Here is a 25343-nt window from a genome sequence, read left to right as displayed (position 1 = left end):
ATGCCGCCCTCGCGCTGAAAGCCTGTCTCCACTGGAGTACGCCATGGCTGCAAAGAAGCAAGCGGGGCGTGCCGCCCCGGCACGCAAGACGGTGGCAACGCGGCAGCCCGCCGCCGGCAAGACGCCCCGATCCGCTCCAAAGCGTAAAAGCCGCAGCCTGCCGCCGGCGCTGCCGTTTCGCCGCACGGCCAAGCCCGATGCCTTCGATGTCCGCGACATTCCGTTCCACCCTAACATCTCGGTCACGCCCAAGACCGAGATGATTCCCGCCATGGGGTTGACGGTGAAGCATCAGGAAGACACCTCGGCCTGCACCGGATTCGCCCTGTCCACGGTGGTCGAGTACCTGCTGCGCAAGTCGGAGCGCGAACCGCGTCCAGCCATCTCGCCGTTCATGCTGTATTCCATGGCCAGGCGCTACGACGAGTTCCCGGGTTCGGTCGACGACACGGGATCGAGCCTGCGCGGCGCGCTCAAAGGCTGGTTCAAGCACGGCGCCTGCGCCCAGGATCTGTTTCCGACCCTGAACATGCCGGCGGCGGCCAACGAGACCGCCGACGACTGGTGGCTGGATGCCGTCAAGCGTCCGCTGGGCGCCTACTACCGCATCGACACGCGCAACATCGTCGAAATGCACGCTGCGCTCAACGAGGTCGGCATTCTGTACGCCAGCGCGGGCTGCCACGCCGGCTGGGACGACGGCCATGGCGTCACCCCGCTGAAGGCGCCGTCCACGCCGGGAGCCCAGCCGTTCTGGATCATCCCGCCCGACCCGCAGGATTCCGCCACCGACGGCCACGCCTTCGTCATCGTCGGCTATACCCAGGACGGCTTCCTGGTCCAGAACTCCTGGGGCGAGGAGTGGGGCACCCACGGCATGGCGGTGCTGACCTACGACGACTGGATGCGCAACGCCATGGATTGCTGGGTGGTGCAGCTGGGCGTGGTCACGCATGAGCACACCAAGATCTCGAACAGCATCACGCTGCGCACCGAAGGCAAGCGGGTCACCCTGGCCGCGGGCACTGTGCTGCGCAACCGCGAGATCTCGCCCTTCATCGTCAACGTGGGCAACAACGGCAAGCTCAGCAACAGCGGCGCGTTCCGGACCACGCCCGACGATCTGCGCGCCATCGTCGACGTGCACATGAACGCCGCGCGCGAGAAATGGGGCTTGAAGGACAAGCCCATGGACGTATGCGTGTACGCGCACGGCGGCCTGGTCGGCGAAGAGGATGCGGCGGAGGCCGCCGCCGAATGGATACCGCTGCTCTACGAGAAGCAGATCTTCCCGGTCTTCCTGATGTGGGAGACGGACGTCATCACCACCGTGAAGAACATCATCCAGGATGCCGCCCACAGCGTTCCACGCACCACCGGCGGCCTGGGCGAGCGGCTGGAGCGTTGGTGGAACCAGCGCCTGGAACGCTGGCTGGCGCGACCGGGCACGGTGATCTGGGGCGAAATGAAGCAGAACGCCCAGGCCATGAGCGCACCCGTTCCCAAGGGCATGGCGCAGGAAGAAGCCGCGATGATCATGCTGTACAAGCATTTCAAGGCGCACGTCAGCCAGGGACGCGTGCGCCTGCACATCGTCGGCCACTCGGCCGGCGCCATCGTCGCCAGCCACTTCGTACACCGGCTGGCGGCCGACGGCGGCGAACTGGAATCGCTCAACCTGATGGCCCCGGCGGTCACGCTGGACACCTTCCGCAAGCTGGTCGTGCCGAACCTGAAGACACGGGTAAAGCGCTATCAACAGTTCCATCTTTCCGACCGGGCCGAGGAAGACGATCCCACTTGCGGCCCGTACCGGCGCTCGCTGCTCTACCTGGTGAGCGAGTCCTTCGAAGGCGGCACCACCACGCCGCTGCTCGGCATGGAGCGCTATTTCCGCGATGCCGGCATTGCGTGCGACGCCGTGCATGTCTCGCCCGCAGGCAGCCCCGCGCCCGGCTCCACCAACCCGCCGGTGGCGGCCAGCACGCACGGCGGATTCGACAACGACAAAGGCACCCAGCAGCAGATCATTGCATTCATCAAGCGTTGAGCCGGCAGCCGCGCCCGCAAGGGCGGCAAGCAGGGAGGGCTTCGATATGTTTGAGTTTCCTCAGGCGCAGACGGACCTGGATGCTGGCGCGCAAGTACGCGTGCCAGCATCCGCCTCCATCCCGGGCGATCCCGCGGCAATGCTGCGGGTGATGTCGCGGGCGGGCGTGCCTTGCCTGTTGCTGGACCGTGACGGCGTCATCATCGACATCAGCGATACGCTCGCGCCCAGCGCCCAGGCGTTCCGCGGCCGCGCCGCCGCCGAGGCCTACGGCCTGGGCGAACCATTGACCATGGGCAGCGGCGCGGTCGGCGGCATCTACCAGGCCGCGGACGGCGCGCCCGTGCCCGCGCAACTGGTGCCCTTGTGCGAATTGGAAAGCGGCAAGATCGTCGTGCTGGTCAACGACGGCACGCCCTTCAGGAAAGCGGAATCGCGCCGCTTTGAACGCACGCCCTATGCGGTGTTCCGCCTGGATCTGGACGGTGTGGTGCGCTTCGCCAACCGCGAGGCCGCGCGCGCGCTGGGCCAAAAGCTCGACGAGGTTTGCGGCGAGCCACTGGCCCGCCATTTCCGCAAAAGCGACGCGCCCCGCATCGCCGATGCCATCCGCTGCTGCGCCCGCAACCAGGAGGGCGATTCCATGGTGGCCGTGATCGTCACCATGCCCGGACGCGAAGGCGAAGAAAGACTGTTCCAGCTGGTAATGACGCCAGACCCCGCGCCCAACGGCGAATTGCTGGGCGTGATCGCCGTCATCCAGTCGCGGGCGCTGGAGTCCGCCCGCGACGAGATCCGGCGCATCGCGCTGGATCCGTCCATCAACGGCTGGCGTCTCAAGCTCGACGCCATCCTGGAACAGATCCGTCCGCTGGTGCCGTTCGAGCACGCGGTGTTCGGCATCTACGACAGGCAGGTGTCGCTGTTCCGCGCGATCGCGGTACGGCCCGAAGGGGTGGAACTGTGGCCGGCGCGCTGGATGGAGCTGCCCCCTGCGATCCGGCCGTTCCTGGATTCCGGCCAGACCTGGGTCGAAGAGATGGACCGCTTCGTCAGCGACCAGCGCTTCGAGCCAGGCGACGAGGTCGTACGCTGCTACCGCGACATGGGCATGCAGGCCAGCGTCACCCTGCCCGTCACGCGTCCGGGCGGCTACAGCTCAGCGCTGAGTCTGTGTTCGCGCCAACCGGCGCAGTACGGGCAACGCCACCTGGAGATCCTGCGCGCCCTGGACTTGGAGCCGGTACTGATGCGCTTCGAGAAAGAGCGCGACGACGAGCGCGTCACCTTCGCCGAATCATTGCGCGAGACGATCATGACGGCCGCTTCCTTGCGCCGGGCGGCGGAGGACATCGTGCCCAGACTGGCGCAGTTCTTCTCCTGGGACTACGTGGCGCTGTTCCGCGTCAACCGCAAGGAAAGCCGCTACGAGATCGTCACCCAGCACAGCCTGGCGCCCGAATACGCCTTGCCTGCGAACTACCTGCAGCCCATCGAGCGCGGCATGCTGGGCCAGACGCTGCGCCAGCGCCAACTGCTGTCGCTGGACGACGTGGGCGACCCTGGGGATCCCAGGAACGATTACACCGGTCCGCCGCGGCCGCTGCGCTCGGCCATGACAGTGCCGATCCGCCTGAACGGCCGGATCCGTTGGCTGTTGGACGTGGAGTCCTCGGTATCGCATGCGTTCAAGGGACCCGACGCCGACGATCTGCTGGAGATCATAGAGTCGCTGGAGGAAGGGCTGGACCAGCATCTGCTCAGGCAGACCAAGCAGAGCCTGATGGCCGAAACCGAACAAGCGGTCGTGTTCGTGGGTCGCGAGGGCTCCATCATCGAGATGAACCGCGTCGCGGCCGACATGCTGGGCACCGAGCCCGGCCGCTGCCTCGAAGGCGAGACGCCGGTGTCGATCACGGCGTTTGCGCTGCCCGACGACGCGTCGGCGCACACGCTGCTGACTTCAGATGCCGGCGTCCGGCGCGAACGCATCGAGCTGCGCGGCGCGGGCGGACAGCCGCGCTCGGTGCTGGCGACCCGGACGGACCTGGATCCCAGCCTGGACATGGCCATCTGGTTCTTCACCGACATCGCCGACATGAAATGGGCGCGCGACATGCGATTCCTGCGCGAAACCGTGGCCGAGATCGCCGACCAGACCCGGACGTCGCTGGCGCTGGCCTGCAGCCTGACGACGCAGACCGCACTGCTGCACGAGGACGCGGCACGCGGCGAACAGCCCGAGGCCATCGTCACCCGGGCCCACGCCCTCAGCCAACGCATCGTGGCGGAAATCGGCAAGGCCGACATCACCTTCGAGCGGCTGGCCAGCGCCAGCGAAGCGCGCCAGCAGGCTCCGCCCGAGCATGCCCGCGTCGCGCTGCATGAGTTGCTGACCCGGATCATCGCCGCCTTGCCGCAGCGCGACCAAGGCCGCATCGCGCCATTGGCGCAAGTGGGTGCCGCCAGCGGACCCATGGTGCATGCCGACGCCGAGACACTGTCCGCGGCCTTCCGCTCCATTCTTGCCTATTTGCTGCGCTGCCGCTCCGATGACGCCCGGGTGGAAATCGACATCAGCGACGACCCTGATGGCTGCTCGGTACAACTGGGGCTGAGCGCCGCGCAAAACTGGGACACGGACCAGCGCGCGCACGCAGTGCCCGACGACGCGCTGCTGAACGCGGAGCGCGCGGCGCATGATGGCGCCGGATTGGCCATCGCCCAGATCGTGCGCACCATGCAGGCCCACGGCGGCACCTTGGCGACGCAGCCGCCCCTGGCCGAGTCGGCGATGCCGCCCGCGGAGGCATATGAATCGGTCCTGCCGCCATGGCGTTCGTTCACCCTGCGCTTTCCTGCCCGGTCGGGTTGATGGAGGCGGCGATGGAACAGCCTGCACAGAACAACAACTGGATCCTGCTTGCTGGCGGCGACGATGTCGACGAGGAATGCTGGGCGGACCGCATCCAGCAATTGCAGCGGCATGAGCAGAAGTACCCGCGCATCAAGCCCTTCGTCGGCGCCCCTTTCCGGCACGTCTTCAACCTGGAGAACGCGCGGCAGGAGATCGAGCGTTGCGGAACGCTGCCGGGCCTGATGATCATCGACGCCAAGCCGGCGCCCCAAGCCACCAAGAAAAAGAGCGGCGCGGCGGCTGTCGAGCTGCTCAACTGGCTGGCCGAACACGCACCCGTACCCGTGCTGGTCGTGACCGAAGCCCCCTCCGAAGCCGTGCAGCGTTGCGTGCTGGAACGGCCCGAAAGGCTGATGTGGAGCAACGAGATCGGCAAGAAGCGGGACGGTGGCGCAGACCTCGCCGTGGTGCTGGACAGCGTGGCGGCCGCTACGCAACGCCGCCGGCTGGTCATAGAAGTTGCCGAAAAATCGGTCCGCTACCGGATCCAGTTCGGCCCGCACGACTTCAGGTCACCGGAAATGCCCTACAAGCGGCAACCTGATATCGCCGCGCTGCTGACGCGCGTCGAGAAGTTCTCGCCCTATCTCGACAATCAGAGAGTGGCCGATTGGCTGGAGTCGCTCAGCGACATGGGCAGGCAGGCGTTCGACGTGATGGTGGCCGAAACCGTGGGGCCGCCCATCGCCACGCTGATCCAGCGCGCCCGCGACCAGGAAGGCGTCTCGTCCGGCGACGGGCTCGCCTGGATGGACCTGCGATTCGATTTCAATGTGTCGGACCATCAGAGCGCAGCCTTCTTCAGCCTGCCGTTCGAATTGAGCTGCAATGCCGATTTCAAGGCCAATGACAGGCGCTACCTGTGCCAGCGCATTCCCATGGCCCGCCGCCTGCACATGGAAGGCATGGACTCCGCCAGCGATTGGGAGCAGACGGCGTCCCGGCCAGCCGGCCCCGTTCGCCTGCTTTTCATCGGCGCGAACTTCAGCGGCACCATTTCGTTCCAGCCGGAAGATGGCGGAGACGATATCCCGAGCGTCACGCTGCCTCCGCTGGAGTCGGTCGCCGACGAACTCGAGAACCTGCAGGCCCTGGCCAAGCGCCTGGACGGCCGCCTGGTGGTCGAGGACGTGCCGCCCCTGACCGGATACGCGCTGCAGGACTATCTGGAAGAAAAGGTGACTGGCGGCGGCTACGACATCCTGCATTTCTCCGGCCACGCCCACTCGGTGCGCGACAGCACCATGCTGGTCTTGCCGGGCAGCAGGGAAGGCGAGGGCCTGCAACTGTCCATACGCCTGGTGGGCCGCTGGATGAAGGCCGGCAATTGCAAGCTGCTGGTGCTGTCGTCATGCCGCGGCGCCTCGGTGCGGACGGCGCTGGAGGTCATGCGGGCTGGCGCCATGGGCGTGCTGGCCTTCCGCTGGCAGGTCGAGGAAAAAACCTGCGCGCGCTTCATCAGGCGCTTTTATGCCGCCTATTTCGATCCCGCCAATACCCAGGGATTTGCGGAAGCCTACCGGCGCGCCTGCGCCGGTTCGCACGACGAATCCCGGGGCTCGCCCACCTGGGCTTCCGCGCTGGCGGTCGTGCGCGACTGACACCGCAATCAGGAACGGACATCATGGCTTCCATATTCGGCATGCTGCGCAAGATAGGCGACCTGGGAACCTCGGCGGACGGCGTGGGCGCCTTGATGGCGACCGTGCCAGCAGGCCGCAACTTCTATGCGGAGATCGATCCGCCGCCCGGCGGCGCGGCTGCGGGCGAAGCAGGACTGAACGGCGAAGCCTTCATTCCGGGACAGTGCTATTTCAGCGTCCGCATGGTCGAAATGCGCCTGACCGATGCCGGCAACTACATTGCCGCCTTCCTGCCCCTGTGCGCCTTTTTCCTGCGCTACACCGAGGCCGGCGCGCAGCGCGAAATTCCATACGTCGTAGGCTATGACGCGATCCAGCAGGCGATGGGCGCGGCGGCGCCGCAATCAGGCGCAGGCAGGGTCGTGTTCCGCGACGTCTATATCGCCCGCAACGTACCCTACAACAGCGACGGGCTGGAGATGTTCGCCGCGCTGTGCCGCTTCAGCGACAGCAGCCTCACCCGCGGCATACTCGACTTCGTCGCGACCACGGTCAGCATGTTCGGCGGCGCGGTGGGCGGCGCCGTCGTCAAGGCCGGCGAAGGCCTGCTCAAGCCCCTAAGCAAGCTTTTCGGTACCGATGGCGTCAGCATCCGTTTCGGCGTCTTCGACGGCTTGGCGCTGCGCCGCAGCGGCTATCGCGTATTGGCGGGCACCGACTCGCAAGACAGGCTGCAAGGATTGCAACTGGTGGACGGCGTGCTGCACCGGCAGAATGGAAGCGGCGGCCTGGAGCCCGTGAACGACGTGGACTACCTAGTGCTGGCCTTCGAGCAGCGCGCCACGCTGGGAGAGGACATGTTCAGCGCCGCCGCGGCCCTGCCGTTCCATCGCAAATGGACCGAGACGACCACGGCCCTGCTGAGCGACAACGCCGTGGCCGCGCGCGCCGCGTTTCAGTCGCTGGCGGTCGACATCGCAGGCTCGCCGCTGCTGATCGAACGCGACCGTTTCGCGCTGCTGGCGGCCTACTCCAGCGAAAGGGAAAAGTGGAAGGCCAGGAAGAAGTCCCTGAAATCCGCTGCCGGCGACGGCAAGGGCCAGAACATCGCGTCCGCGGTGGCGGACAGGCAGAAAGCCGCGGCCGCCAGGAACAGTCCCGTTGCGCAACCGCTGGACGCCGCGAGGCTCCTGCTGGCGAAATCGGCGGCGGCAGGCGCGGGCACGCCCCCCGCCGGGCAAGACAATGCTTCGTTGACGCTGGCGCTTTCCGCACTGCTGGATACGCTGCAACCCGGCGCAAACGGCAAGCCCGGCGCACCGCCCGCCGCCTTGTCCGGAGCCTCCCGGGAAATGCTGTCGGCAATACTGGGAGAATCGTCCTAGCGGCCGGCCAGCGACCGCGCGATGCCGCCTACGGCTCGCGCGTGAAGACTTTCCCGGCGACGCCGCGCAGGACCTCGACGTACTCGTCACGCTTGCTTTGGAAGCGGTCGGAAGGGCCCGAGATGGCCATGGCGACGCATTCTTCGCCCAGCCAACCCGACACGGCCAGCGCGTCCGCGCCGTCCCCGCCTTCACCATGAGTGTGATACCAGCCGCGTTCGCGGCTCTTGTCGATTTCGGCCAGGAGCGCATCGGGCTCGGTAACCGTGGCGGACGTCAGCTTGCGCAGCGGCTTGGCGGCCAGCAGCTTGCGCGCCGCCTCCGGCGGCAAGCCGCCCAGCAAGGACTTGCCCATGGCGGACGCATGCAGCGCAATGCGCTCGCCCAGGCCCAGGATATAGCGCAGCGGATACTTGCCATCGCGCACGGCGACGATCTTGACCGCGGCGCCGTCGATGCGCCCGATGTAGGCGGTTTCCCCGGTACGCTCGGACAACTGCTCGAGCGCTTCGCGCGTGGCATGGATGATGGGATCGACCGTGCTTATCTGCTGGACGGCCAGCAACAATTTGCCGGTAGGGTAGTAGCGCCGCGACTGCGTGCGGAACAGGTAGCCCAATTGATGCAAGGTGTGCAGCAGGTCCAGGCAGCTGCTGTCGGCCAGATCCAGCAGCCGGGCCAGGTCGGAATTTGAGAGTTCTCTTTTCTCTCGCGCGAAGACTTCAAATACCGCCATGGCACGGGCGGCGGCGCTAACAAAGGTCGGCATATGACGCTCAATTACCTGGAGTTTGCCATCGGCCTGCGACACAAGCGCAGCAAGTTGAAAAGGCGTGGTTAAACGGCGTCGGCAGTGTAGTCCATGTCAACGAACAGGGGCAACATTGCGCTCGTCCTGCGCCAGCACCAGATCCCATATGTGCTGACCGATAGGATGCTCGCGCTCTTCGTACAGATGGGCCAGCAAACCGCCCGCGCGCCCGACCAGCATGAGGCCGCGCGCGATCATCGGATCCAGCTCCATGTCGCAGATGATGGCGCCGATCGCGCCGACCACGTTCATGGGCAGGTTCTTGTTCCGGTCTTGCAGCAGCACGCGGTGCACGGCGTCCATCAGGCGCCAGTGCTTGCCGTGGAAACCCAGCTCCTGCGCCAGCTGGCGCAGCGTCGGCACGCGCGGGTCGCCATTCACATGTATGGGATGACCGATGCCGTAGACAGGCTGCCTCTTTTCCCTGCTGGCGCTGAGCATGGCGCGCGCCGCGGCGTCGCACTCGGCGTCGTCCGGGTCATCGGACAGGCCGGCGGCGCCGGCGGCCAGCATCTCGGCGCAGTTCTGGGTAGTGCCCAGGAAGACGCTGCCCGCGCCCAGCAGGCCGGCGGCCACGGCGGCCTGCATCGCTTCCGGCGCGCCCAGGTAGGTCAGCCGGGCGCTCATGGCGCTGGGGGTCAAGCCGTGGTCGCAGGCGGTGACCAGGATATGGTTGATCATGGTCTTCTCGGCCGCACTGGGCGTGCGGTTGAAGATCACCAGCAGCATCATGTCGACGAAGTCGACTTTCCCCAGCAGTTCAGTGGCCAGGTTCTTGCCGCGCACGGTAATGACTTCCGGAGTGGTGTACCCGATTTCGGTCTTGATCAATTCATTTCTCCACTATCTGTTCAATGGACTGCGACGCGCGGCAGGCGACCAGCATCTTCACGCTGCAGACGCATACCGTTTCCCCATTTTGATTAATGCCTTGCCGTTCGAACTCGACCACGCCCCGGCTGGTATCGCTGGCTAGGCGCCGGCCGGCCACCAGGATCCTGACCTTGATCGTGTCGCCGACAAACGTGGGCTTGGCGAAGCGATAGGACATCTCCAGCAGGCCCAGGATCGACGGTTCCAGGCACTGGTTCAGCACTGTGCGGGTGTTCAGGCCGGACATGATGGAGCCGACCAGCATGCCGTGCGCGATGCGCCGGCCGAATTTGCTTTGGCCCGCGTAGACCGCATCCGTATGCAGGCGGTTGTAGTCGCCGCTCAGGCCGGCGAAGGCGACGACGTCGGCTTCGGTGATGGTGCGCGCCGCGGTCTCGACCGCCAGGCCCGGCGGCAGGTCGTCCCAGTAATAGCGCAAGTCCGCCAGCGCGCCGGGCGCGGGCGTCTCGACTGCAATCTGCGCTGCCATCACTTCGCCGTCTCCGCCGCGTTGATCGCGGACAGGCCCAGCACCTCGCGGCCCACGATCAGCGTCTGCACTTCCGCCGTGCCTTCCGGTATCGTGCCGCCGCTGGTATCGCGGAAGATGCGCTCCAACGGGTATTCGGTCGAATAACCCAGGCCGCCATGGACGCTCAGCGCAATCTTGGCGACTTCGTGCGCGGCTTCGGCGCCGTACAGTTTGGCGATGGAGCATTCGACGCGCGCGGGCAGGCCTTTCTGCACGGCCACGGCCGCCTTGTAGCCCAACGCCCGCGCCGCTTCGGTGCGGACCATCATGTCGACGATATGCTTTTGCACGAGTTGGAATTCGCCGATGGGGCGGCCGAACTGGCGCCGGGTCTTGGCGTATTCAATGGACAGATCCAGTGCGGCCTGCGCCGCGCCCACGGCGCCCATTGCGATGTTCAGGCGGCCATAGTTCAGGCCTGTCAGCATGGTCTTGAGCGCAGTGCCCTCGGCGCCCAGCAGGTTCTCCTTGGGTACGCGCACGCCGTCAAAACGCAGCTCGGCGGTGCCGGACGCTTTCAGGACCATTTTGTCGACCAGGCGCGCCTCGTAGGGCGACTGTTCGCGTTCGACCAGGAACAGCGAGAGCTTGCCGTCGCAGCTGGCGCTGAAGGTACGCGCCAGGACGATCGCGTAGTCGGCGTTGACCCCGTTGGTAATCCACAGCTTGCTGCCGTTCAGCACATAGTGGTCGCCCTGGTCTTCCGCCTTGAGCTCGATGCCCGCCACGTTGGAGCCGTGATTGGGTTCGCTGATCGCCACGCAGACATTCTTGGCCGACGCCAGCACGGGCCGCAGGAATTTCTCTTTCTGGGCCGGCGTACCGTAGGCATTGACGAGGCGCAGGAAGATATTCGTGATGTTGAGGATGGTGCGCAACGATCCCCAGCAATACCCGGCCTCTTCGACCATCATCGCCCACGTGACGAAATCCAGGCCGAAGCCGCCATCGTCCTCGGGGAGCAGTCCGCCGATGTAGCCGAATGGCGCCAGCCCCTCCAGCACGTCCGAAGGTATGCGCCTGTCGGCTTCGCAGGCGGCGATGCGCGGACCCACCTCGGCCTTCATATAGCGCCTGATGCTGTCGCGCAGGGCCAGTTGATCGGTATCGAAATCAAAATCCATGTTGTCCTCCAGGCGGCCAATTCAAGATATGGGGTGTGCGTCTCAAGACGAAAAACGTCCGCCCGTCACGTACAGCGTGACGCCGGTGATGTAGCGGGCGCGCTCCGAAGCGATGAAGGCGACGGATGACGCGATATCGTCCGGCTGGCCCAGGAAGCCGACCGGATTCTTGGCCAATGCCGCATCCCGCAATGCCGGATAGGACGGCAGGGACTGGATCAGCTCGGTCTCGACGAAGCCGGGTGCGATGGCGTTGACGGTAATGCCGAACTTGGCCTGTTCCAGCGACAGGGCGCGGGTGAAGCCCACCAGGCCCAGCTTGGCGGTGGTGTAGTTGGTCTGGCCAGGGTTGCCGAACACCGAACGCGAGGCGATATTGATGATGCGCCCCCACTTGCGCTCCATCATGCCCGGCAGCACGGCGCGGGTGCAATGGAAGGCGCCTTTCAGGATGGTGTCGACCACCGAATCCCAATCGGACTCGGCCATCTTTCCCAGATACTTGTCACGCGTGAAACCCGCGTTGTTGACCAGGATGTCGACGCCGCCGAAGGCAGAAGCCGCAGCGTCCATCATGGCGGCGACGGCGTCGCGCTCGCAGACGTCGCACTGGACGCCGATCGCCTCGTGGCCCTCATCCCGCAGCCGCTGCGCCGTCGCGGCGGCGGTCTGGCCGTCGATGTCGGTGATGACGACGCGCGCCCCTTCTTCGGCCAGCACCCGCGCCGTCTGGGCGCCGATGCCGCGACCCGATCCGGTCACCAGCGCCACTTTTCCCGCAATTTTCAAATCCATGCGTAACTCTTTCCTGTGTGGATGGAACGGCCGGCGGCCGTGCGTGCCATCACGCAATTCCCCTGGGCGCGCCACCCCGTTCCGGGGCAGTGCCGACCCCTGCGGGAGGGCTTATTAAATTCATAATATCGTATCAAACAACGAAATGTCGAATTTATTTCCGATTGACCTATGCGGTATCTCGAATTAGTATACGACCTGTTGTATTAATTGCGCCATCAACCATTGCCAGGCGGGCATGCGCGACATGCCCGGAGGACCTCGAATGTTTTCAGACCTTGCCCCGCTGTTCGATCCCAGCTCCCTCGTCCTGATCGGCGCCTCGGACCGGCCCGCCAGCATCGGCCAGCGCGCCTTGACCAATATCGTCGAGCACTCCAGCTACACCGGCGAACTATTCCTGGTCAACGCCACCAAGGACACGGTCATGGGCAGGCGCGCCTATCGCTCGGTGATGGATCTGCCCAATGCGCCGCAGACCGCGATCGTGGTCGTGCCGGCGCCGGCGGCAGTCAGCGTGCTGGCGGAATGCGGCCGCAAGGGTGTCAAGTTCGCCATCGTCCTGACCTCCGGCTTCGGCGAGACAGGCGAGGCGGGCCGCCAGCTCGAAGAACAGATGCGCGCCATCGTCCGCGAAACCGGGATCCGGATCTACGGACCGAACTGCCCCGGCATGAACAACAACAACCGCGGCCTGGGCTTCACGTTCTCGCCGGCCTTCCAGTACGACCGCATGCCCGGCCCGATCGGCCTGGTCACGCAGGGCGGCGGACTGGGCCGCACATTCCTGCAAGCCAGCGGCCGCGGCATCGGCATCGGCCTGTGGTGTTCGAGCGGCAACGAGGTCGACCTGACCGCCAGCGACTACATCAACCACATGGCCGCGATGCCCGAAATCAAAGTCATCGTCACGCTGCTGGAAGGCATCAACGACGCGCCCCGTTTCGCTGCCGCAGCGCTCAATGCCGCGCGCCAGGGCAAACCCATCGTGGCCCTGAAGGTCGGCAAGTCCGCCTACGGCGTCAAGGCCACGCAATCCCATACCGCCGCGCTGTCGGGCAGTGCGGACATCAACAGCGCCGCCTTCCGACAACTGGGGATCGTGGAGGTCGACGATATCGATGAACTGATCGATACCGCCGCGCTGCTGGCCCGCGGCGTGCCTGCGCGCGCCATTCGCACCGCCGTGTACTCGTTCTCGGGCGGCACCGTCGCGCTGGCCGCGGACATGCTGGGTTCCGCGGACCTGGCGCTGGCCGAGTTCGAACCGCGGACCCGCCAGGCCCTGGCGGAGCTGCTTCCCAGCTATGCGGCCATCGACAATCCCGTCGACACCACTGCGGAGATCCTGGTCCAGAGCGACATCAGCTATGGTTCGCTGCTGCGCGTCGCCCAGGACCCGAATGTGGACGTCGTGCTCTATCCCATCCCCATGGAATACGGCGACACCACACTGGCCGCCTGCCAGAACCTGGTCAAGGTACAGGCCGAGATCGATATCCCCATCGTGCCGGTCTGGATGAGCGACAAGCTGGGAACCGGCTATCAATGCCTGGTGGACGCAGGCATTGCGCCCATCCGGACTCTGGGCAAGGCCATCAAGGCGCTGGCGAAATGGAACAGCCATGGCGCATCCGCCCGCGCCTTCGATCCAGCATGGGAGCCCTCCATCATGCACGCGGCGCCCCAGCGCGATACGCCGGCGCCGCAAGCCTACGCCGAGCGCGCCGCCAAGCAGCTACTGAGCGAGGCCGGAGTCGCCGTGCCCTTCGGGCGCGTCTGCCGGACGGCCGATGACGCCGTCGCCGCGGCCGCGCAATGCGACGGCCCGGTGGTGGCCAAGATCGTCAGCCCGCAGATCCTCCACAAGTCGGACATCGGCGGCGTCATCGTCGGACTGCGCACGGCCGAGGAAATCCGCAACGCATGGGAGTTGATCATGGCGCGGGCGCGAGAGGCGTATCCGCAGGCGGACATCGAGGGCATCCTGATCGAACAAATGATGGCGCAACGCGGCGTGGAGACCCTGGTGGGCGTGCACCGTGACGACCTGTTCGGCCACGTCCTGACTTTCGGCCTCGGCGGCGTTTATGTCGAGGTCTTCAGGGACGTGAGCCGCCGCCTCTTGCCGCTCACGCCCGCCGAGGCCCGCGCCATGATCGCCGAGACCCGCTGCCATCAGCTGCTTGCCGGGTGCCGCGGCCAGGCGCCGGCCGATATCGGCGCCCTGGAAAAACTGCTGCTGGCCGTGTCCGACTTCGTGACGCGCGGCCCCTATGAGGTCCAGGAACTTGATCTGAATCCCGTGCTGGTCAGCCCGGACGGCGCCGTCGCGCTGGACGCCGTGCTGATCGCATCCGCGCGATAGCGCACTTCAACATCCGCCGCTCCAGATGGCGGACCCATACAACAGGAGACTACCCATGTTCAACAAGCTCTTCGGACCCGCGGCGGGCGTGCTCGCCGCCGCCATGGCGCTCGCGCCGCTCAACGCCTCGGCCGACGCCGCCTTTCCGGACCGCCCGATACGGTTCATCGTCCCGTTCACCGCCGGCGGCATCACGGACAATGTGGCGCGCACGGTCGGCGCGCGCGCCTCCGAACTGCTGGGGCAGCCCATCATCGTCGAGAATCGCGCCGGCGCGGGCGGCAACATCGGCGCGGAATACGCGGCCAACAGCAAGCCGGACGGCTATACGATCTTTCTCGGCACCCAAGGCACCCAGGTCACCAATCCCCTGATCTACAAGAACGCCAGCAAGCCTGACAAGGCCCTGGTCGCCGTGCAGGGGCTGACGGCCATTCCCAATATCCTTGTCGTCAACGAATCCCGCCCGTACAACACGCTGGAGAAGCTCGTCGCCTATGCCAAGGCCAATCCGGGCAAGCTCAACACGTCCAGCGCTGGCGCCGGCACCGGCACGCACCTTGCGGCCGAGCTGTTCCAGTCCGTCGCTGGCGTGAAATTCAGCCATATCCCGTTCAAGGGCAGCGCGCCTTCGATCACCGCGCTGATCGGCGGCCAGGTCGACATTTCCTTCGACTACCCGGTCTCGACCGAATCCTTCATCAAGAGCGGCAAGATCCGCGCGCTCGCCGTCACCGGAGAAGCCAGGCTGCCGTCCTTCCCCGAAGTGCCCACGCTCGCGGAACTCGGCTATCCGGGCGCCACCTCCGTGTCCTGGATGGGCCTCTTCGTGCCCGCCGACACGCCCGCGCCAGTGAGCGCCAAACTCGAAAAGGCGTTCGCCCAGGCCATCGACGATCCGCAGATCGCTTCGCGCCTGATCGCCTTCGGCGGCGTGCCGTTGAAGAAATCCGGCGTGGATTTCTCCTCTTTCGTGAAGGACGAATCCGTCAAGTGGGGCAATGTGGTCAAGGAAGCCAAGGTGCAGCTGGACTAGGAGCCTCGCCATGCCTCACCCGCCCCCCCTTCCCCTGTCCGGCATCGCGGTTGCCGACTTTTCCGAACTGCTGCCAGGGCCGTTCCTGACCCAGAACCTTCTGGAACTGGGCGCCGCCGTCACGAAGATCGAGCGCCCTCCGCACGGCGACAATGCGCGCCGGCTCTACCCCGGCGTGTTCGATGCCGTCAACCGCGGCAAGCCATGCGTCATGCTTGATCTCAAGCAGCCGGCAGGCGTGCAGGCGGCCCGCGAAATCATCGCGCGCAGCGATGTCCTGGTCGAGGGATTCCGTCCGGGCGTCATGGCGCGTCTGGGCCTGGGCTACGACGAGGCTGCCGCCATCAATCCCGGGCTGGTCTACGTGTCGTTGAGCGGCTACGGCCAGCACGGCCCCAATGCCCAGCGGCCAGGCCATGACATCAACTATCTCGCCACGGCGGGCGCATTGGCGCTGGCGGGCAGCGATCCCGCCATGCCTGCGCCAGGCGCCGGCTTGCCCGTCGCCGACCTTTGCGGCGCCATGTATGCCTTGTCCAGCATCCTGGCGGCCTTGATGCAGCGCCAGCATACGGGCCGCGGACAACATCTGGACGTGTCGCTGACGGACTGCGTGGCCCACTGGATGAATCCGCGCCTGGGCCAGTTCTCATCGGCCGGACTCGCCAGCCTGGCCGCGCAGCGCCAGGACGTGTTGAACAAGCCTGCCTATGGCGTGTTCCGCACGCGCGATGGCGCCTGCGTCGCGATTGCCGCACTGGAGGACCACTTCTGGCTACGCCTGGTGCAAGCCTTTGCCTTGGACCTGAGCACTGCGGAAACCTCGTCCTATCACCAGCGCGTAACGCTGGCCACGGACATCAACCACGCGATCGCCGGACACGTGGCCGGCCTGGATGCGCCGGACATCATCGCCCGCCTGGAGGCCGCGGACGTGCCGGTATCGCTGGTGGAAGAGCCCCTGGCGCTGCGCGGCACGCCCCATGCGCGCGCCCGCGGTCTCTTCGACGGCCATGCCGAGGCGCGGTACGTCCGCTACCCGGTAAGGCTGGCCCACATGGACGAGGGTTGAATGGCCGCGCACATCGGCCTGGACGCGAAAAAGCTGAGCACGCGCGAGACCTACCGGCTGCTGACCTCCTGCCTCGTACCCCGGCCCATCGCCTGGGTATCCAGCGTGGACGCGATGGGCCAGGGCAATCTGGCCCCCTTCAGCTTCTACACCATGGTGTCGACGGAACCGCCGCTGATCGCCCTGAGCATCAGCCAGCACCAGGGCCAGGATAAGGACACTGCGGCCAACATCCTGGAAACGGGAGAATTCGTCGTCAACTTCGTCACGCTGGAACAGCTTGCTCCCATGCACGCGTCCTCGGGCCGCTACCCGGCGGATGTCGACGAGGCCGCGCTGCTGGGCGTGGACATGGTCGCAAGCACGCGGGTCAGGCCGCGCGGCGTCGCACGCAGCCCCATCCGGCTCGAATGCAAGCTGGCGCAGGCGCTCACCTTCGGCATCCAGTCCGCACGCCTGCTGGTGGGCGAGGTCATCCATTTCAGCATCGCCGAGCACTGCATGAGCGATGGCCGCATCGATGGTTCGCTGCTCGACCCTGCCTGCCGCCTCGGCGGCCCCTGGTATGCGGGCCTGGGCCCCAGAATCTTTGCCGGTCCGGCGCAGTCACTCTCCACTTCTGAATAGGCACTCCATGAGCCAGTATCAAGCGCCATTGCATGACATCGACTTCCTCACGACCGCGGTGTTTCCCCTGGATCCGCATCTACAACGCTGCGGGTCCGCCCTGGACGCGGGACTCGCGCGCTCTGTCGTGCTCGAAGCCGAGAAATTCGCGCAAGGCTTGCTGGATCCCCTCAATCGCGTCGGCGACCAGCAGGGCTGCCGCCTGCATGAAGGCGGCGTTTCCACGCCCGCCGGATTCCAGCAGGCCTACCGCGCCTTCTGCGAAGGCGGATGGAATGGCTTGCGCCAGCCCGAGCAGTACGGCGGCCAGGGGCTTTCCTGCGTGCTGTCCACCCTGACCGAAGAGATCTGGCACGCCTGCAACCCCAGCTTCGCCCTCTGCGCCATGCTGACCGGCGGCGCCATCGAAACCCTCTTGCATGCGGCGTCTCCGGCCTTGAAGGACCAGCTGCTGCCCCGGTTGATCAGCGGTGAATGGACCGGCACCATGAACTTGACGGAACCTGCGGCAGGCTCGGACCTTGGCGCCGTGCGCACCCGGGCAACCCCGCTGGAAGACGGATCCTATGCGATATCCGGCCAGAAGATCTTCATCACCTACGGCGACCATGACCTCGCGTCCAACATCATCCATCTGGTGCTGGCCCGCACGCCCGATGCGCCCGCCGGCGCAAAAGGCCTGTCGCTATTCGCCGTGCCCAAATACCTGATCCAGGACGACGGCTCGCCGGGCGCGCGCAACGATGTGCACTGCTCGGCCCTGGAGCACAAACTGGGCATCCACGCCAGCCCCACCGCGGTCATGCAGTTCGGCGCCGGGCAGGGCGCCACCGGCTACCTGGTCGGCGAGCTGAACCAGGGCCTGATGAACATGTTCGTCATGATGAACGAAGCCCGCTGCGCCGTCGGCAACCAGGGCCTGGCCGTTGCCGAACGCGCCTTCCAGCATGCGGTCTGGTATGCGCGGGAACGCAGCCAGGGCAAGGTCGTCGGCGAAGAGGGCGCGGCACTTCCGATCCTGCGCCACCCGGACGTACGTCGCCTGCTGCTTTCCATGAAGAGCCGCATTGAATCGATGCGCGCGCTGGGCATGTACCTATCGATGCAGAGGGATCTGGCCCATGCCGGCGCGGACCTCGAAGTCCGCAGCCGCGCCCAGGCCCGCATCGACCTACTGATACCCGTCATGAAAGGCTGGTTCACCGAGACCGCCCAACGGATCACGTATGACGCGGTCCAGGTCTTCGGCGGCATGGGCTTCATCGAGGAAACCGGCGCGGCCCAGTACTACCGGGATGCGCGCATCCTGACCATCTACGAAGGCACCACCGCGATCCAGGCCAACGACCTGCTGGGCCGCAAGACAGTCCGGGACAGCGGCGCGCAAGCCACGCTGCTGCTCGATGAAATTTCCCAACTGGCCGAGGCGATGCTTGCGGGCGCGGCGCCGGCCCGCGAGTTCGGCCGCAGCCTGCGGCAGGGCTGCACGCATTTGCGCGAAACCATCGCCTGGCTGCTGGAACGCCATGCCGCCGATCCGCGCGCCACCCATGCGGGCGCCGTGTCCTATCTTGAGCTCTGGGGCCTGGTGGCGGGCGCCTGGATGCAAGGGCTGCGCCTGCGCGCAGCGCTAGGCGGCGGGGCCGATGGCGCCGCGCTGCAGGCAATCCAAGCCAGCGCCCAGTTCTATGCAGGCAATCTGCTGGTCCAGTCCGGCGCCTTGCGGCAGGCCATCGGCGAAGGCGGCGCCAGCATTGACGCCTTTCCCGACGCCTGCTGGTCCACTTAGAGTGCTATCTCTGCACCAACGTCGCGCCGATGACCTTCATCGTCGGCATCAGCTGGCGCCAGGCGTCCTTGGGCATGGACGCCGGCCGCCGCAGCTGGGCCGCGGCGGGATCGTCCAGCAAATCGCCCTTGCAGGCGAAGACGATGCTGTTGGTCATATCATCGTCCACCACTTCGAACATGGACGCGCCGAACGATGCGCGCACCCGCTCCATGTATTCATGGTGGTCCGGGTGGTTCACATGGAAGTTGATCACCAGGATGCCGTCCTCGCGCAAGGCCCTGAAACAGTCGGCGTAGAACCCGGCCGAACATAGCGGGCCGGGAATCCCGCCGACGCCGAACCCGTCCAGGAATATCACGTCGGCATGGTCCGACAGTCCGCGCATGTGTTCGGCCGCGTCGGCCTGGATCACGCGGAACCGCTCCCCGTCGCGCGGCACCATGAACGTGTCACGCAGGGCGATGACGGCGGGATCGATCTCGACCACTTCGACAGCGCTGCCCGACAGATAGCGATGGCAGAACTTGGGCAGCGAGCCGCCGCCCAGCCCCACCATCAGGATGCGCTCTGGATCCGGATTAAAGAGCACGAAGCCCATCATCATCCGCGTGTACTCCAGTTCGAGCGCGTCAGGATTGAGCGTGGACATGCTGCTCTGGATTTCCTGCTGCGTGAAATGCAGGGTGCGCCGGGTGCCGGAATTCTGGACGAAAGGCCGCAAATGCGCCGCCGGCGCGCCGGCAGGCGGAGTATCGGAAGGGTTGTGAACGTCGTCGGGCATGAAGAAACACTGCGTATTGCGAAGAAACACGCAGAAGATACCACCGCCCGGCCTGGCGACGCCCGCCGCCCCTCAGACCAGCAGCACCGGGCAGGGCGCATGGGCAATGACCCGCGCGCACACCGACCCCAGCAAAGCATCCAGAAACGGCGCCCGATGGTGCGAGCCCATCACGATGGCCGATGCGCCGACCTTGATCGCATGCGCCACGATCTTGTCCGGCGTGTGTCCCGTGAGCTCATGGCATTCGAAGCTGACATTCCCCGCACGCAGGATGTCGACCACGGACTTCATTGCCTTGTCGCTCTCTTCGTGATGCCAGGCGTCGATGTCGGCCTGGCCGATGAAGGCTTTGACATCGCCAGTCACGTCGGCCTCGCAATGCAGTACGTGCACCGTGAAGTCCCGGTTCAGCAAAGAGCCTTCGACCAGATAGCGCGCGGCGGCGTCGCTGTGACTGGACCCATCGGTGGCAAGAATGATCGTGTTCATGACAGATCTCCGGTTCGTGGGACTCAGCCCTTGGGACCCGCGGCCTTGGCCGCGGCCCGTCTGGGCAGGAACATGCTGGCGCCCACGGATGCCAGCAAGATCAAGCCTACCGCTACTAGCGACCACTGCACCGGCACATGGAACCATGGCGCGGCCAGCATCTTGCCGCCGATGATGATGAGCACCGCGGCAAGTCCGTGCTTGAGGTAGCGGAAACGCTCCCGCATGTCGGCCAGCAGGAAATACAGCGCCCGCAGGCCCATGATGGCGAAAATGTTGGATGTAAAGACCAGGAACGGGTCGGTAGTGACGGCGAAGATGGCGGGGATGCTGTCGACCGCGAACACCACGTCGCTCGCCTCTATCATCAGCAGCACCACGAACATGGGCGTGGCATACCGCAGGCCGCCAATGCGCACGAAGAACGATTCGCCGTGGTAGTCCTTGGTAATGCGCATGGAAGACCGCAGCATGCGCACCAGCGGATTGCGGGCGATATCAGGCTGATGATCCGCCCGGGCCAGCATCCTGGCGCCGGTTACCACCAGCAGCAGGCCGAACACGTAAAACAGCCAGTCGAAGCGCGACAGCAGCCATACGCCGGCGAGTATCATGCAAACCCGCATCACGATGGCGCCCAGCACGCCATACAACAGCACCCGGCGCTGCAATTCCAGCGGCACCACGAAGTAGCCGAAGATCAGCGAAAAGACGAACATATTGTCCACGGACAGGGACAGTTCGATCAGATAGCCGGTGTAGAACTCCAGCGTCTTGCGGTGCGCAACGGCTCGCCCCAGGGTGGCATCCAGATACCACCACATCAGGGCGCCGAACAAGGCTGCCAGCGCCATCCATACGCCCACCCAGAACAGGGCTTCGCGGGGCCGCACGCGGTGCGCATGGCGGCCGCCCAGCACGTACAGATCCAGCGCCAGCACGACCAGCACAAACCCGACGAACCCCGCCCACATCGGCAGGGTGGCAAAGGTCTCGACCTGAGTCATCAGGACCTCCCGCCGTCGCTGCAAGACCGCTATGCGACGGCCAGCGGTACACAAAGCATGTACGAGTCCAGTCTAGAACTTCCGGACACGGCGAACAATTCGCCTGGATCGAACTGACGCTCAGGTTTTCTGGAACCGTCGCCGACGGTTCGCCAGGGGTGCTGTCGCCTCAGCCCAGATACTCCACATTGCCGCAGACGGAGATGCTCTGGCCGCTGATGATGGCGCCCTCGTCGGAACAAAGGTAGGCCACCTGATTGGCGATGTCCTGCGGACTGGTCATGCGGCGCAACGACACCTTGTCCACCAGCTGCTCGCGCATCGCATCGTTGCTCACGCCGCTGGCGGCGGCGCGGGCGGCGATGATCCGTTCGACCCGGTCGCCCGAGACGACGCCCGGCAGCACGGAATTGACGCGGATGTTCGACGGCCCCAGCTCCATGGCCCAGGTCTGCGTCAAGCCGGCCAAGCCGAATTTGCTGGCGCTATAGGGCGTGCGCAACGAAAAGCCCAGGCGCCCCGCAACAGACGAGATATTGACGATGGCGCCGCCGCCTGCCGCCCGCAGCAGCGGCACCGCGCTGCGCGCGCACAGGAAGGTTCCGGTCAGATTGACGTCCAGCGTGCGCTGCCATGCGTCCAGCGTGGTTTCCTCCAGCCGGTTGGTCGGACCGGACACCCCCGCATTGTTGACGAGGGCGTCGAGCTTGCCCCATTTTTCCGTCAGCTCGCCGAACATGGCCTGGACTTGCGCTTCGCTGGACACGTCCGTCACGCTGACGCCCAGGCGCGGATGCTCGGCGGCGGCCGCCTTGCACGCCGCTTCGTCCACGTCGCAGACATGTACCTCGGCGCCCGCCTCCAGGAACCTGCGCGCGATCGCCAGGCCTATCCCTTGCGCGCCCGCCGTGATGAGGACGCGTTTACCTTGCAGTGAATTGCTCATGGCGTTTCCTTGTCAGAGCGCGAACTCGGGCCGGATTCCACTTTTGAGCGGCAGGCCCAGGATCTCGCGCGCCTCCGCGGGCGTGGCAGGCTCCATGTCCATTTCGCGGATGACGCGCACGACGCGCTCGGTCAGCTGGACGTTGGTGGCCAGCTCTCCGTGGCGGTAGTACAGGTTGTCCTCCAGGCCGACCCGCGCATGGCCGCCCAGCAACAGGGCGGCGATATTGGCCTCCAGCTGCGCCGGTCCGATGCCGCTGACGCAGAAGATGCTGTTTTTGGGCAGCAGATCCACCATCATCTGCAGGTGCCGTACCGAAAACGGCATGGCGTTCTGGAAGTTGCGATGCACATTCATGACCAGGTTGATGAAATGGGGGCCTTCGTCCAGCCCCTCTTCGATCAGCGTGGTGGCGTCCTGCAGGATGTGCGTGGGGCTGAAGACCTCCCATTCTGGCTTGATGCCGCGCGCCTGCATGCCGGCGGCCAGTTCGCGGGCCTTGCTAAGCGGCGTGTTCATCAGGTATTCGCGGTCGCCGAACGCGAGGTTCAAGGTCGTGGCGTCCAGCGTGCACATCTCGGCGCCAGCGTCCATGCCCTTGAGTCGCTCTTCCCACAGGATCTCCCATGTGCCCGGCGTGGTCTCCTTGACCATGTCGCCATGCACCCCGCCGCCGGTGGAGTTGTTCAGCACGATATCGCAGCGGTCACGGATGAGCCGGTTCATTTCCCGGTATACCGAGGCGTCGCAGGTCGCCTGGTCGTCCGGCCGGCGCGCGTGCAGCGCCACCACGCTGGCGCCGGCGTTATAGCAGCGGTATACGTCCTCCGCGATTTCCAGCGGCTGCGTGGGCAGGTGCGGGTTCTGGCTCTTGAATGCCATGCCCCCGGTCGGGGCAATGGTGACGATGACTTTGCGTTTGCTCATGAGGTTCACTTCCAGAGCGCGCAGCGGCTCTCTTCCTTGGTGGTGAAGGCCTGGTTGCCGTCGATGGTCTGCACGACGTTGAAGTAGTCCCAGGGCTCCTTGGACTGTTCCGGCGTCTTGACCTGCAGCAGGTACATGTCGTGCACGACCCGCCCGTCCGGCCGCACCACGCCGTTCTTGATGTAGACGTCGTTCAGCTTGTTTTCGCGCAGATAGGCCAGCACGCGGTCGGCGTCGTCAGTGCCCGTGGCCTTGACCGCCCGCAGGTATTGCAGCGCCGCAGAGTAATCGGCCGCCTGTAGCGAGGAAGGCATGGCCTTACGCCGCTCGAAGAAGGCGCGGCCCCAGGCGCGGGTTTCGTCCGACGTATTCCAGTACCAGCTGTCCGTCAGGTACATGCCTTGCGAAGCCGGCAGCCCCATGGCGTGGATGTCGTTGATGAACATGATCAGCCCCGCCAGACGCATGGTCTTGGTGATGCCGAATTCATTGGCGGCCTTGATCGAGTTGGTCGCGTCCGCGCCGGCGTTGGCCAAGGCGAGGATATCCGCCTTGCTGCTTTGCGCCTGCAACAGGAAGGACGAAAAGTCGCTGGCCGCCAGTGGGTGCCTGACCGATCCGACGACGGTGCCGCCGCCGGCCTCGACCACCTTCGTCGTGTCGGCCTGCAAGGCATTGCCGAACGCGTAATCCGCGGTCAGGAAGTACCATTTCTTGCCGCCTGCCTTGACCACCGCCGCGCCGGTGCCGCGCGCCTGCGCCACGGTGTCGTAAGCGTAGTTCAGGGTGTAGGGCGTGCATTGCTCGTTGGTCAACGCCGGGGCGCCCGCGCCCACCACGATGATGGGCCGCTTCTTGTCGGCCGCCACTTTGGACATGGCCAGCGCCGTGCTGGAATTGGTGCCCCCGATCAGCATGTCCAGGCCCGCCTGGTCGAACCATTCGCGCGCCTTGGCCGAAGCGATGTCCGCCTTGTTCTGATGGTCGGCCGTCAGCAGCTCGATCTTCTTGCCGTTGATCTCGCCGCCCATCTCCTGGATCGCCATCTTGATGGCCTCGGCGCCGCCGGGGCCATCCGGCCCCGAGTACACGCCGGACATGTCGGTGATGAAGCCGATTCGAATAACATCGTCAGAAATCTGCGCCTGGGCCGCAGGGGCGTGCAGCAGCGACACGGCCAGACCGCAGGCCAGGGCGCTGCGGCACATCATGCCTTGCATGGGCAACATGCTTGTCTCCTCTTGTGGGTTTTGGCGTCTGGAACCTCGGCTATTCTGGTGCTGGGCGCCGGCGGCGGACAGTCATCATGGTGACAAAGCGGCCTAGGGTTTACCTGAGCGACGCCACAAAACAGCGACGAAGGAGGAAGACGATGCGCGAACCGCCAGCCGATGCCGGCAACGAACGCTTGAGCGCGACGCGGCGGCGCGCGCAGGGCGCGGTGGACAAGATGCTCGACGTGGTTCCTTGGTACAAGGGCCTGCCGGAACTCGAACGCACCATGATCCGCGCGGAACTGCGAGTTGTATCGCTGGCGGCCGGCGAATTCCTGTTCCGGGCGGGCAGCCGTTCGCCGGGATGGTATGGCGTGGTACAGGGCTTGGTGAAATGGTCCTCGCCCGGCGCCGACGGCAAGACGCTGTCCCTGGCCGGGTTCAGCACCGGCAGCTGGTTCGGCGAAGCCACCATGATCCGCCGCCAGCGGTTTGAATACGAGGTGGTCGCCCTCAGGCCCAGCCAGATCGTGATACTGCCGCGCGAGACCTGTGAACGCCTGTGGAACCACAATATCGAATTCACCAAGGCGCTGATGACGCACCTGGCGCAGCGGGTGGACTGGCTGATGAGCAGCTTCACCTCCAATGTGCTGCTGGACGTCGACACCACGGTCGCGCGCGCCGTCGCGGCGCAATTCAACGCGGAAAGGCATTCCGGCACGAATGGCCGTCTCAAGGTTTCCCAAGAGGAAATCGCAGGCCTGTGCGGCATTTCGCGGCAACGCTGCAATGCAGCGCTCGCCAGGCTCGCCCGAGCGGGTGTGCTGGAAACCTACTATGGCGGGCTGGCCATCCTCGACGTGGACGAGCTGCACAGGCTGGCCGACGTCAAGCGGAGCACCTAAGAAACCGAACCCAGCGGTATAAGAAAAGATACCGCGCAGAACAGAAATTCTGTCTTTTCGCACGATGGGGACGACTCTATAGTTGCCGCGGCTAAAACAACAA

21 protein-coding genes are annotated in these 25343 nt (G+C 65.6%); 10 read left to right on the top strand and 11 right to left on the bottom strand.

Annotation, left to right across the window (positions count from 1 at the left end):
* Positions 1–43 precede the first annotated feature (43 nt).
* The 4 genes from AXYL_RS01335 to AXYL_RS01320 are packed head-to-tail and all read left to right on the top strand — an operon-like array spanning position 44 to position 7935.
* The gene (locus AXYL_RS01335) at positions 44–2050 is read left to right on the top strand and encodes a hypothetical protein (protein ID WP_013391026.1); all 2007 of its coding nucleotides are present in this window, start codon (positions 44–46) and stop codon (positions 2048–2050) included.
* A 46-nt stretch (positions 2051–2096) separates the two neighbouring features.
* Positions 2097–4925, top strand: a complete 2829-nt coding sequence (locus AXYL_RS01330) for a PAS domain-containing protein (RefSeq protein ID WP_013391025.1) — start codon at positions 2097–2099, stop codon at positions 4923–4925.
* A gap of 11 nt (positions 4926–4936) precedes the next feature.
* Complete coding sequence (locus tag AXYL_RS01325; protein ID WP_013391024.1) at positions 4937–6568, top strand: CHAT domain-containing protein; 1632 nt, start codon at positions 4937–4939, stop codon at positions 6566–6568.
* Positions 6569–6591: 23 nt separating this feature from the next.
* On the top strand, positions 6592–7935 hold the full coding sequence (locus AXYL_RS01320) for a hypothetical protein (protein ID WP_013391023.1): 1344 nt from the start codon (positions 6592–6594) through the stop codon (positions 7933–7935).
* 28 nt (positions 7936–7963) lie between these two features.
* Here AXYL_RS01320 and AXYL_RS01315 read toward each other — a convergent pair whose 3' ends face one another.
* From AXYL_RS01315 to AXYL_RS01295, 5 genes are all read right to left on the bottom strand, one after another.
* Positions 7964–8704 carry an IclR family transcriptional regulator gene (locus tag AXYL_RS01315; RefSeq protein ID WP_013391022.1) on the bottom strand — a complete coding sequence of 247 codons (741 nt, stop codon included), beginning with the start codon at positions 8702–8704 and terminating at the stop codon, positions 7964–7966.
* 96 nt (positions 8705–8800) lie between these two features.
* A complete protein-coding gene (locus tag AXYL_RS01310) occupies positions 8801–9577 on the bottom strand; it encodes a citryl-CoA lyase (protein WP_013391021.1) in 777 nt (258 codons plus the stop codon).
* A 1-nt stretch (position 9578) separates the two neighbouring features.
* The gene (locus tag AXYL_RS01305; protein WP_013391020.1) at positions 9579–10109 is read right to left on the bottom strand and encodes a MaoC family dehydratase; all 531 of its coding nucleotides are present in this window, start codon (positions 10107–10109) and stop codon (positions 9579–9581) included.
* Positions 10109–11275 carry an acyl-CoA dehydrogenase family protein gene (locus AXYL_RS01300; protein WP_013391019.1) on the bottom strand — a complete coding sequence of 389 codons (1167 nt, stop codon included), beginning with the start codon at positions 11273–11275 and terminating at the stop codon, positions 10109–10111. Before AXYL_RS01300 ends, AXYL_RS01305 begins: the two co-directional genes overlap by 1 nt.
* Before the next feature lie 42 nt (positions 11276–11317).
* Complete coding sequence (locus AXYL_RS01295) at positions 11318–12070, bottom strand: SDR family NAD(P)-dependent oxidoreductase (RefSeq protein WP_013391018.1); 753 nt, start codon at positions 12068–12070, stop codon at positions 11318–11320.
* A 265-nt stretch (positions 12071–12335) separates the two neighbouring features.
* On the opposite strand from AXYL_RS01295, the gene AXYL_RS01290 reads away from it, so the two are divergent.
* From AXYL_RS01290 to AXYL_RS01270, 5 genes are read left to right on the top strand one after another with little or no spacing between them, the layout of a single operon-like run.
* The gene (locus tag AXYL_RS01290; RefSeq protein ID WP_013391017.1) at positions 12336–14438 is read left to right on the top strand and encodes an acetate--CoA ligase family protein; all 2103 of its coding nucleotides are present in this window, start codon (positions 12336–12338) and stop codon (positions 14436–14438) included.
* 55 nt (positions 14439–14493) lie between these two features.
* Entirely contained in the window at positions 14494–15474 is a 981-nt protein-coding gene (locus AXYL_RS01285) for a Bug family tripartite tricarboxylate transporter substrate binding protein (protein WP_013391016.1), read from the top strand.
* 10 nt (positions 15475–15484) lie between these two features.
* Complete coding sequence (locus tag AXYL_RS01280) at positions 15485–16546, top strand: CaiB/BaiF CoA transferase family protein (protein WP_013391015.1); 1062 nt, start codon at positions 15485–15487, stop codon at positions 16544–16546.
* A complete protein-coding gene (locus AXYL_RS01275) occupies positions 16547–17173 on the top strand; it encodes a flavin reductase family protein (protein ID WP_013391014.1) in 627 nt (208 codons plus the stop codon).
* A 7-nt stretch (positions 17174–17180) separates the two neighbouring features.
* On the top strand, positions 17181–18962 hold the full coding sequence (locus AXYL_RS01270) for an acyl-CoA dehydrogenase (RefSeq protein ID WP_013391013.1): 1782 nt from the start codon (positions 17181–17183) through the stop codon (positions 18960–18962).
* 4 nt (positions 18963–18966) lie between these two features.
* Here the strand turns inward: AXYL_RS01270 and AXYL_RS01265 are convergent, their stop codons facing one another.
* The 6 genes from AXYL_RS01265 to AXYL_RS01240 all read right to left on the bottom strand — a co-directional run bounded on the left by AXYL_RS01265 (position 18967) and on the right by AXYL_RS01240 (position 24347).
* The gene (locus tag AXYL_RS01265) at positions 18967–19746 is read right to left on the bottom strand and encodes a fused MFS/spermidine synthase (RefSeq protein WP_041652080.1); all 780 of its coding nucleotides are present in this window, start codon (positions 19744–19746) and stop codon (positions 18967–18969) included.
* A 72-nt stretch (positions 19747–19818) separates the two neighbouring features.
* Complete coding sequence (locus AXYL_RS01260; RefSeq protein WP_013391011.1) at positions 19819–20238, bottom strand: universal stress protein; 420 nt, start codon at positions 20236–20238, stop codon at positions 19819–19821.
* Positions 20239–20261: 23 nt separating this feature from the next.
* Complete coding sequence (locus AXYL_RS01255; protein ID WP_013391010.1) at positions 20262–21245, bottom strand: TerC family protein; 984 nt, start codon at positions 21243–21245, stop codon at positions 20262–20264.
* 169 nt (positions 21246–21414) lie between these two features.
* Positions 21415–22191 carry an SDR family oxidoreductase gene (locus AXYL_RS01250; RefSeq protein WP_013391009.1) on the bottom strand — a complete coding sequence of 259 codons (777 nt, stop codon included), beginning with the start codon at positions 22189–22191 and terminating at the stop codon, positions 21415–21417.
* A gap of 12 nt (positions 22192–22203) precedes the next feature.
* The gene (locus AXYL_RS01245; RefSeq protein ID WP_013391008.1) at positions 22204–23118 is read right to left on the bottom strand and encodes a 3-keto-5-aminohexanoate cleavage protein; all 915 of its coding nucleotides are present in this window, start codon (positions 23116–23118) and stop codon (positions 22204–22206) included.
* Positions 23119–23123: 5 nt separating this feature from the next.
* Complete coding sequence (locus AXYL_RS01240) at positions 23124–24347, bottom strand: ABC transporter substrate-binding protein (protein ID WP_013391007.1); 1224 nt, start codon at positions 24345–24347, stop codon at positions 23124–23126.
* Between the two features lie 143 nt (positions 24348–24490).
* Here AXYL_RS01240 and AXYL_RS01235 point away from each other — a divergent pair, with 143 nt between their 5' ends.
* Entirely contained in the window at positions 24491–25240 is a 750-nt protein-coding gene (locus tag AXYL_RS01235) for a Crp/Fnr family transcriptional regulator (protein WP_013391006.1), read from the top strand.
* Positions 25241–25343 lie beyond the last annotated feature (103 nt).

The sequence above is a fragment of the Achromobacter xylosoxidans A8 genome, assembly GCF_000165835.1.
Taxonomy (GTDB): Bacteria; Pseudomonadota; Gammaproteobacteria; order Burkholderiales; family Burkholderiaceae_B; genus Achromobacter; species Achromobacter xylosoxidans_B.
The sequence above is the reverse complement of the archived record's forward strand: the minus strand, read 5'-3'. Positions and strand labels throughout refer to the sequence as shown.

Bases quoted from the DNA above. Each gene is read 5' to 3' on its own strand.
- AXYL_RS01335 (WP_013391026.1), top strand. From the start codon at position 44: ATGGCTGCAAAGAAGCAAGCGGGGCGTGCCGCCCCGGCACGCAAGACG.
- AXYL_RS01330 (WP_013391025.1), top strand. From the start codon at position 2,097: ATGTTTGAGTTTCCTCAGGCGCAGACGGACCTGGATGCTGGCGCGCAA.
- AXYL_RS01325 (WP_013391024.1), top strand. From the start codon at position 4,937: ATGGAACAGCCTGCACAGAACAACAACTGGATCCTGCTTGCTGGCGGC.
- AXYL_RS01320 (WP_013391023.1), top strand. From the start codon at position 6,592: ATGGCTTCCATATTCGGCATGCTGCGCAAGATAGGCGACCTGGGAACC.
- AXYL_RS01315 (WP_013391022.1), bottom strand. From the start codon at position 8,704: ATGCCGACCTTTGTTAGCGCCGCCGCCCGTGCCATGGCGGTATTTGAA.
- AXYL_RS01305 (WP_013391020.1), bottom strand. From the start codon at position 10,109: ATGGCAGCGCAGATTGCAGTCGAGACGCCCGCGCCCGGCGCGCTGGCG.
- AXYL_RS01300 (WP_013391019.1), bottom strand. From the start codon at position 11,275: ATGGATTTTGATTTCGATACCGATCAACTGGCCCTGCGCGACAGCATC.
- AXYL_RS01295 (WP_013391018.1), bottom strand. From the start codon at position 12,070: ATGGATTTGAAAATTGCGGGAAAAGTGGCGCTGGTGACCGGATCGGGT.
- AXYL_RS01290 (WP_013391017.1), top strand. From the start codon at position 12,336: ATGTTTTCAGACCTTGCCCCGCTGTTCGATCCCAGCTCCCTCGTCCTG.
- AXYL_RS01285 (WP_013391016.1), top strand. From the start codon at position 14,494: ATGTTCAACAAGCTCTTCGGACCCGCGGCGGGCGTGCTCGCCGCCGCC.
- AXYL_RS01280 (WP_013391015.1), top strand. From the start codon at position 15,485: ATGCCTCACCCGCCCCCCCTTCCCCTGTCCGGCATCGCGGTTGCCGAC.
- AXYL_RS01275 (WP_013391014.1), top strand. From the start codon at position 16,547: ATGGCCGCGCACATCGGCCTGGACGCGAAAAAGCTGAGCACGCGCGAG.
- AXYL_RS01270 (WP_013391013.1), top strand. From the start codon at position 17,181: ATGAGCCAGTATCAAGCGCCATTGCATGACATCGACTTCCTCACGACC.
- AXYL_RS01265 (WP_041652080.1), bottom strand. From the start codon at position 19,746: ATGCCCGACGACGTTCACAACCCTTCCGATACTCCGCCTGCCGGCGCG.
- AXYL_RS01260 (WP_013391011.1), bottom strand. From the start codon at position 20,238: ATGAACACGATCATTCTTGCCACCGATGGGTCCAGTCACAGCGACGCC.
- AXYL_RS01255 (WP_013391010.1), bottom strand. From the start codon at position 21,245: ATGACTCAGGTCGAGACCTTTGCCACCCTGCCGATGTGGGCGGGGTTC.
- AXYL_RS01250 (WP_013391009.1), bottom strand. From the start codon at position 22,191: ATGAGCAATTCACTGCAAGGTAAACGCGTCCTCATCACGGCGGGCGCG.
- AXYL_RS01245 (WP_013391008.1), bottom strand. From the start codon at position 23,118: ATGAGCAAACGCAAAGTCATCGTCACCATTGCCCCGACCGGGGGCATG.
- AXYL_RS01240 (WP_013391007.1), bottom strand. From the start codon at position 24,347: ATGTTGCCCATGCAAGGCATGATGTGCCGCAGCGCCCTGGCCTGCGGT.
- AXYL_RS01235 (WP_013391006.1), top strand. From the start codon at position 24,491: ATGCGCGAACCGCCAGCCGATGCCGGCAACGAACGCTTGAGCGCGACG.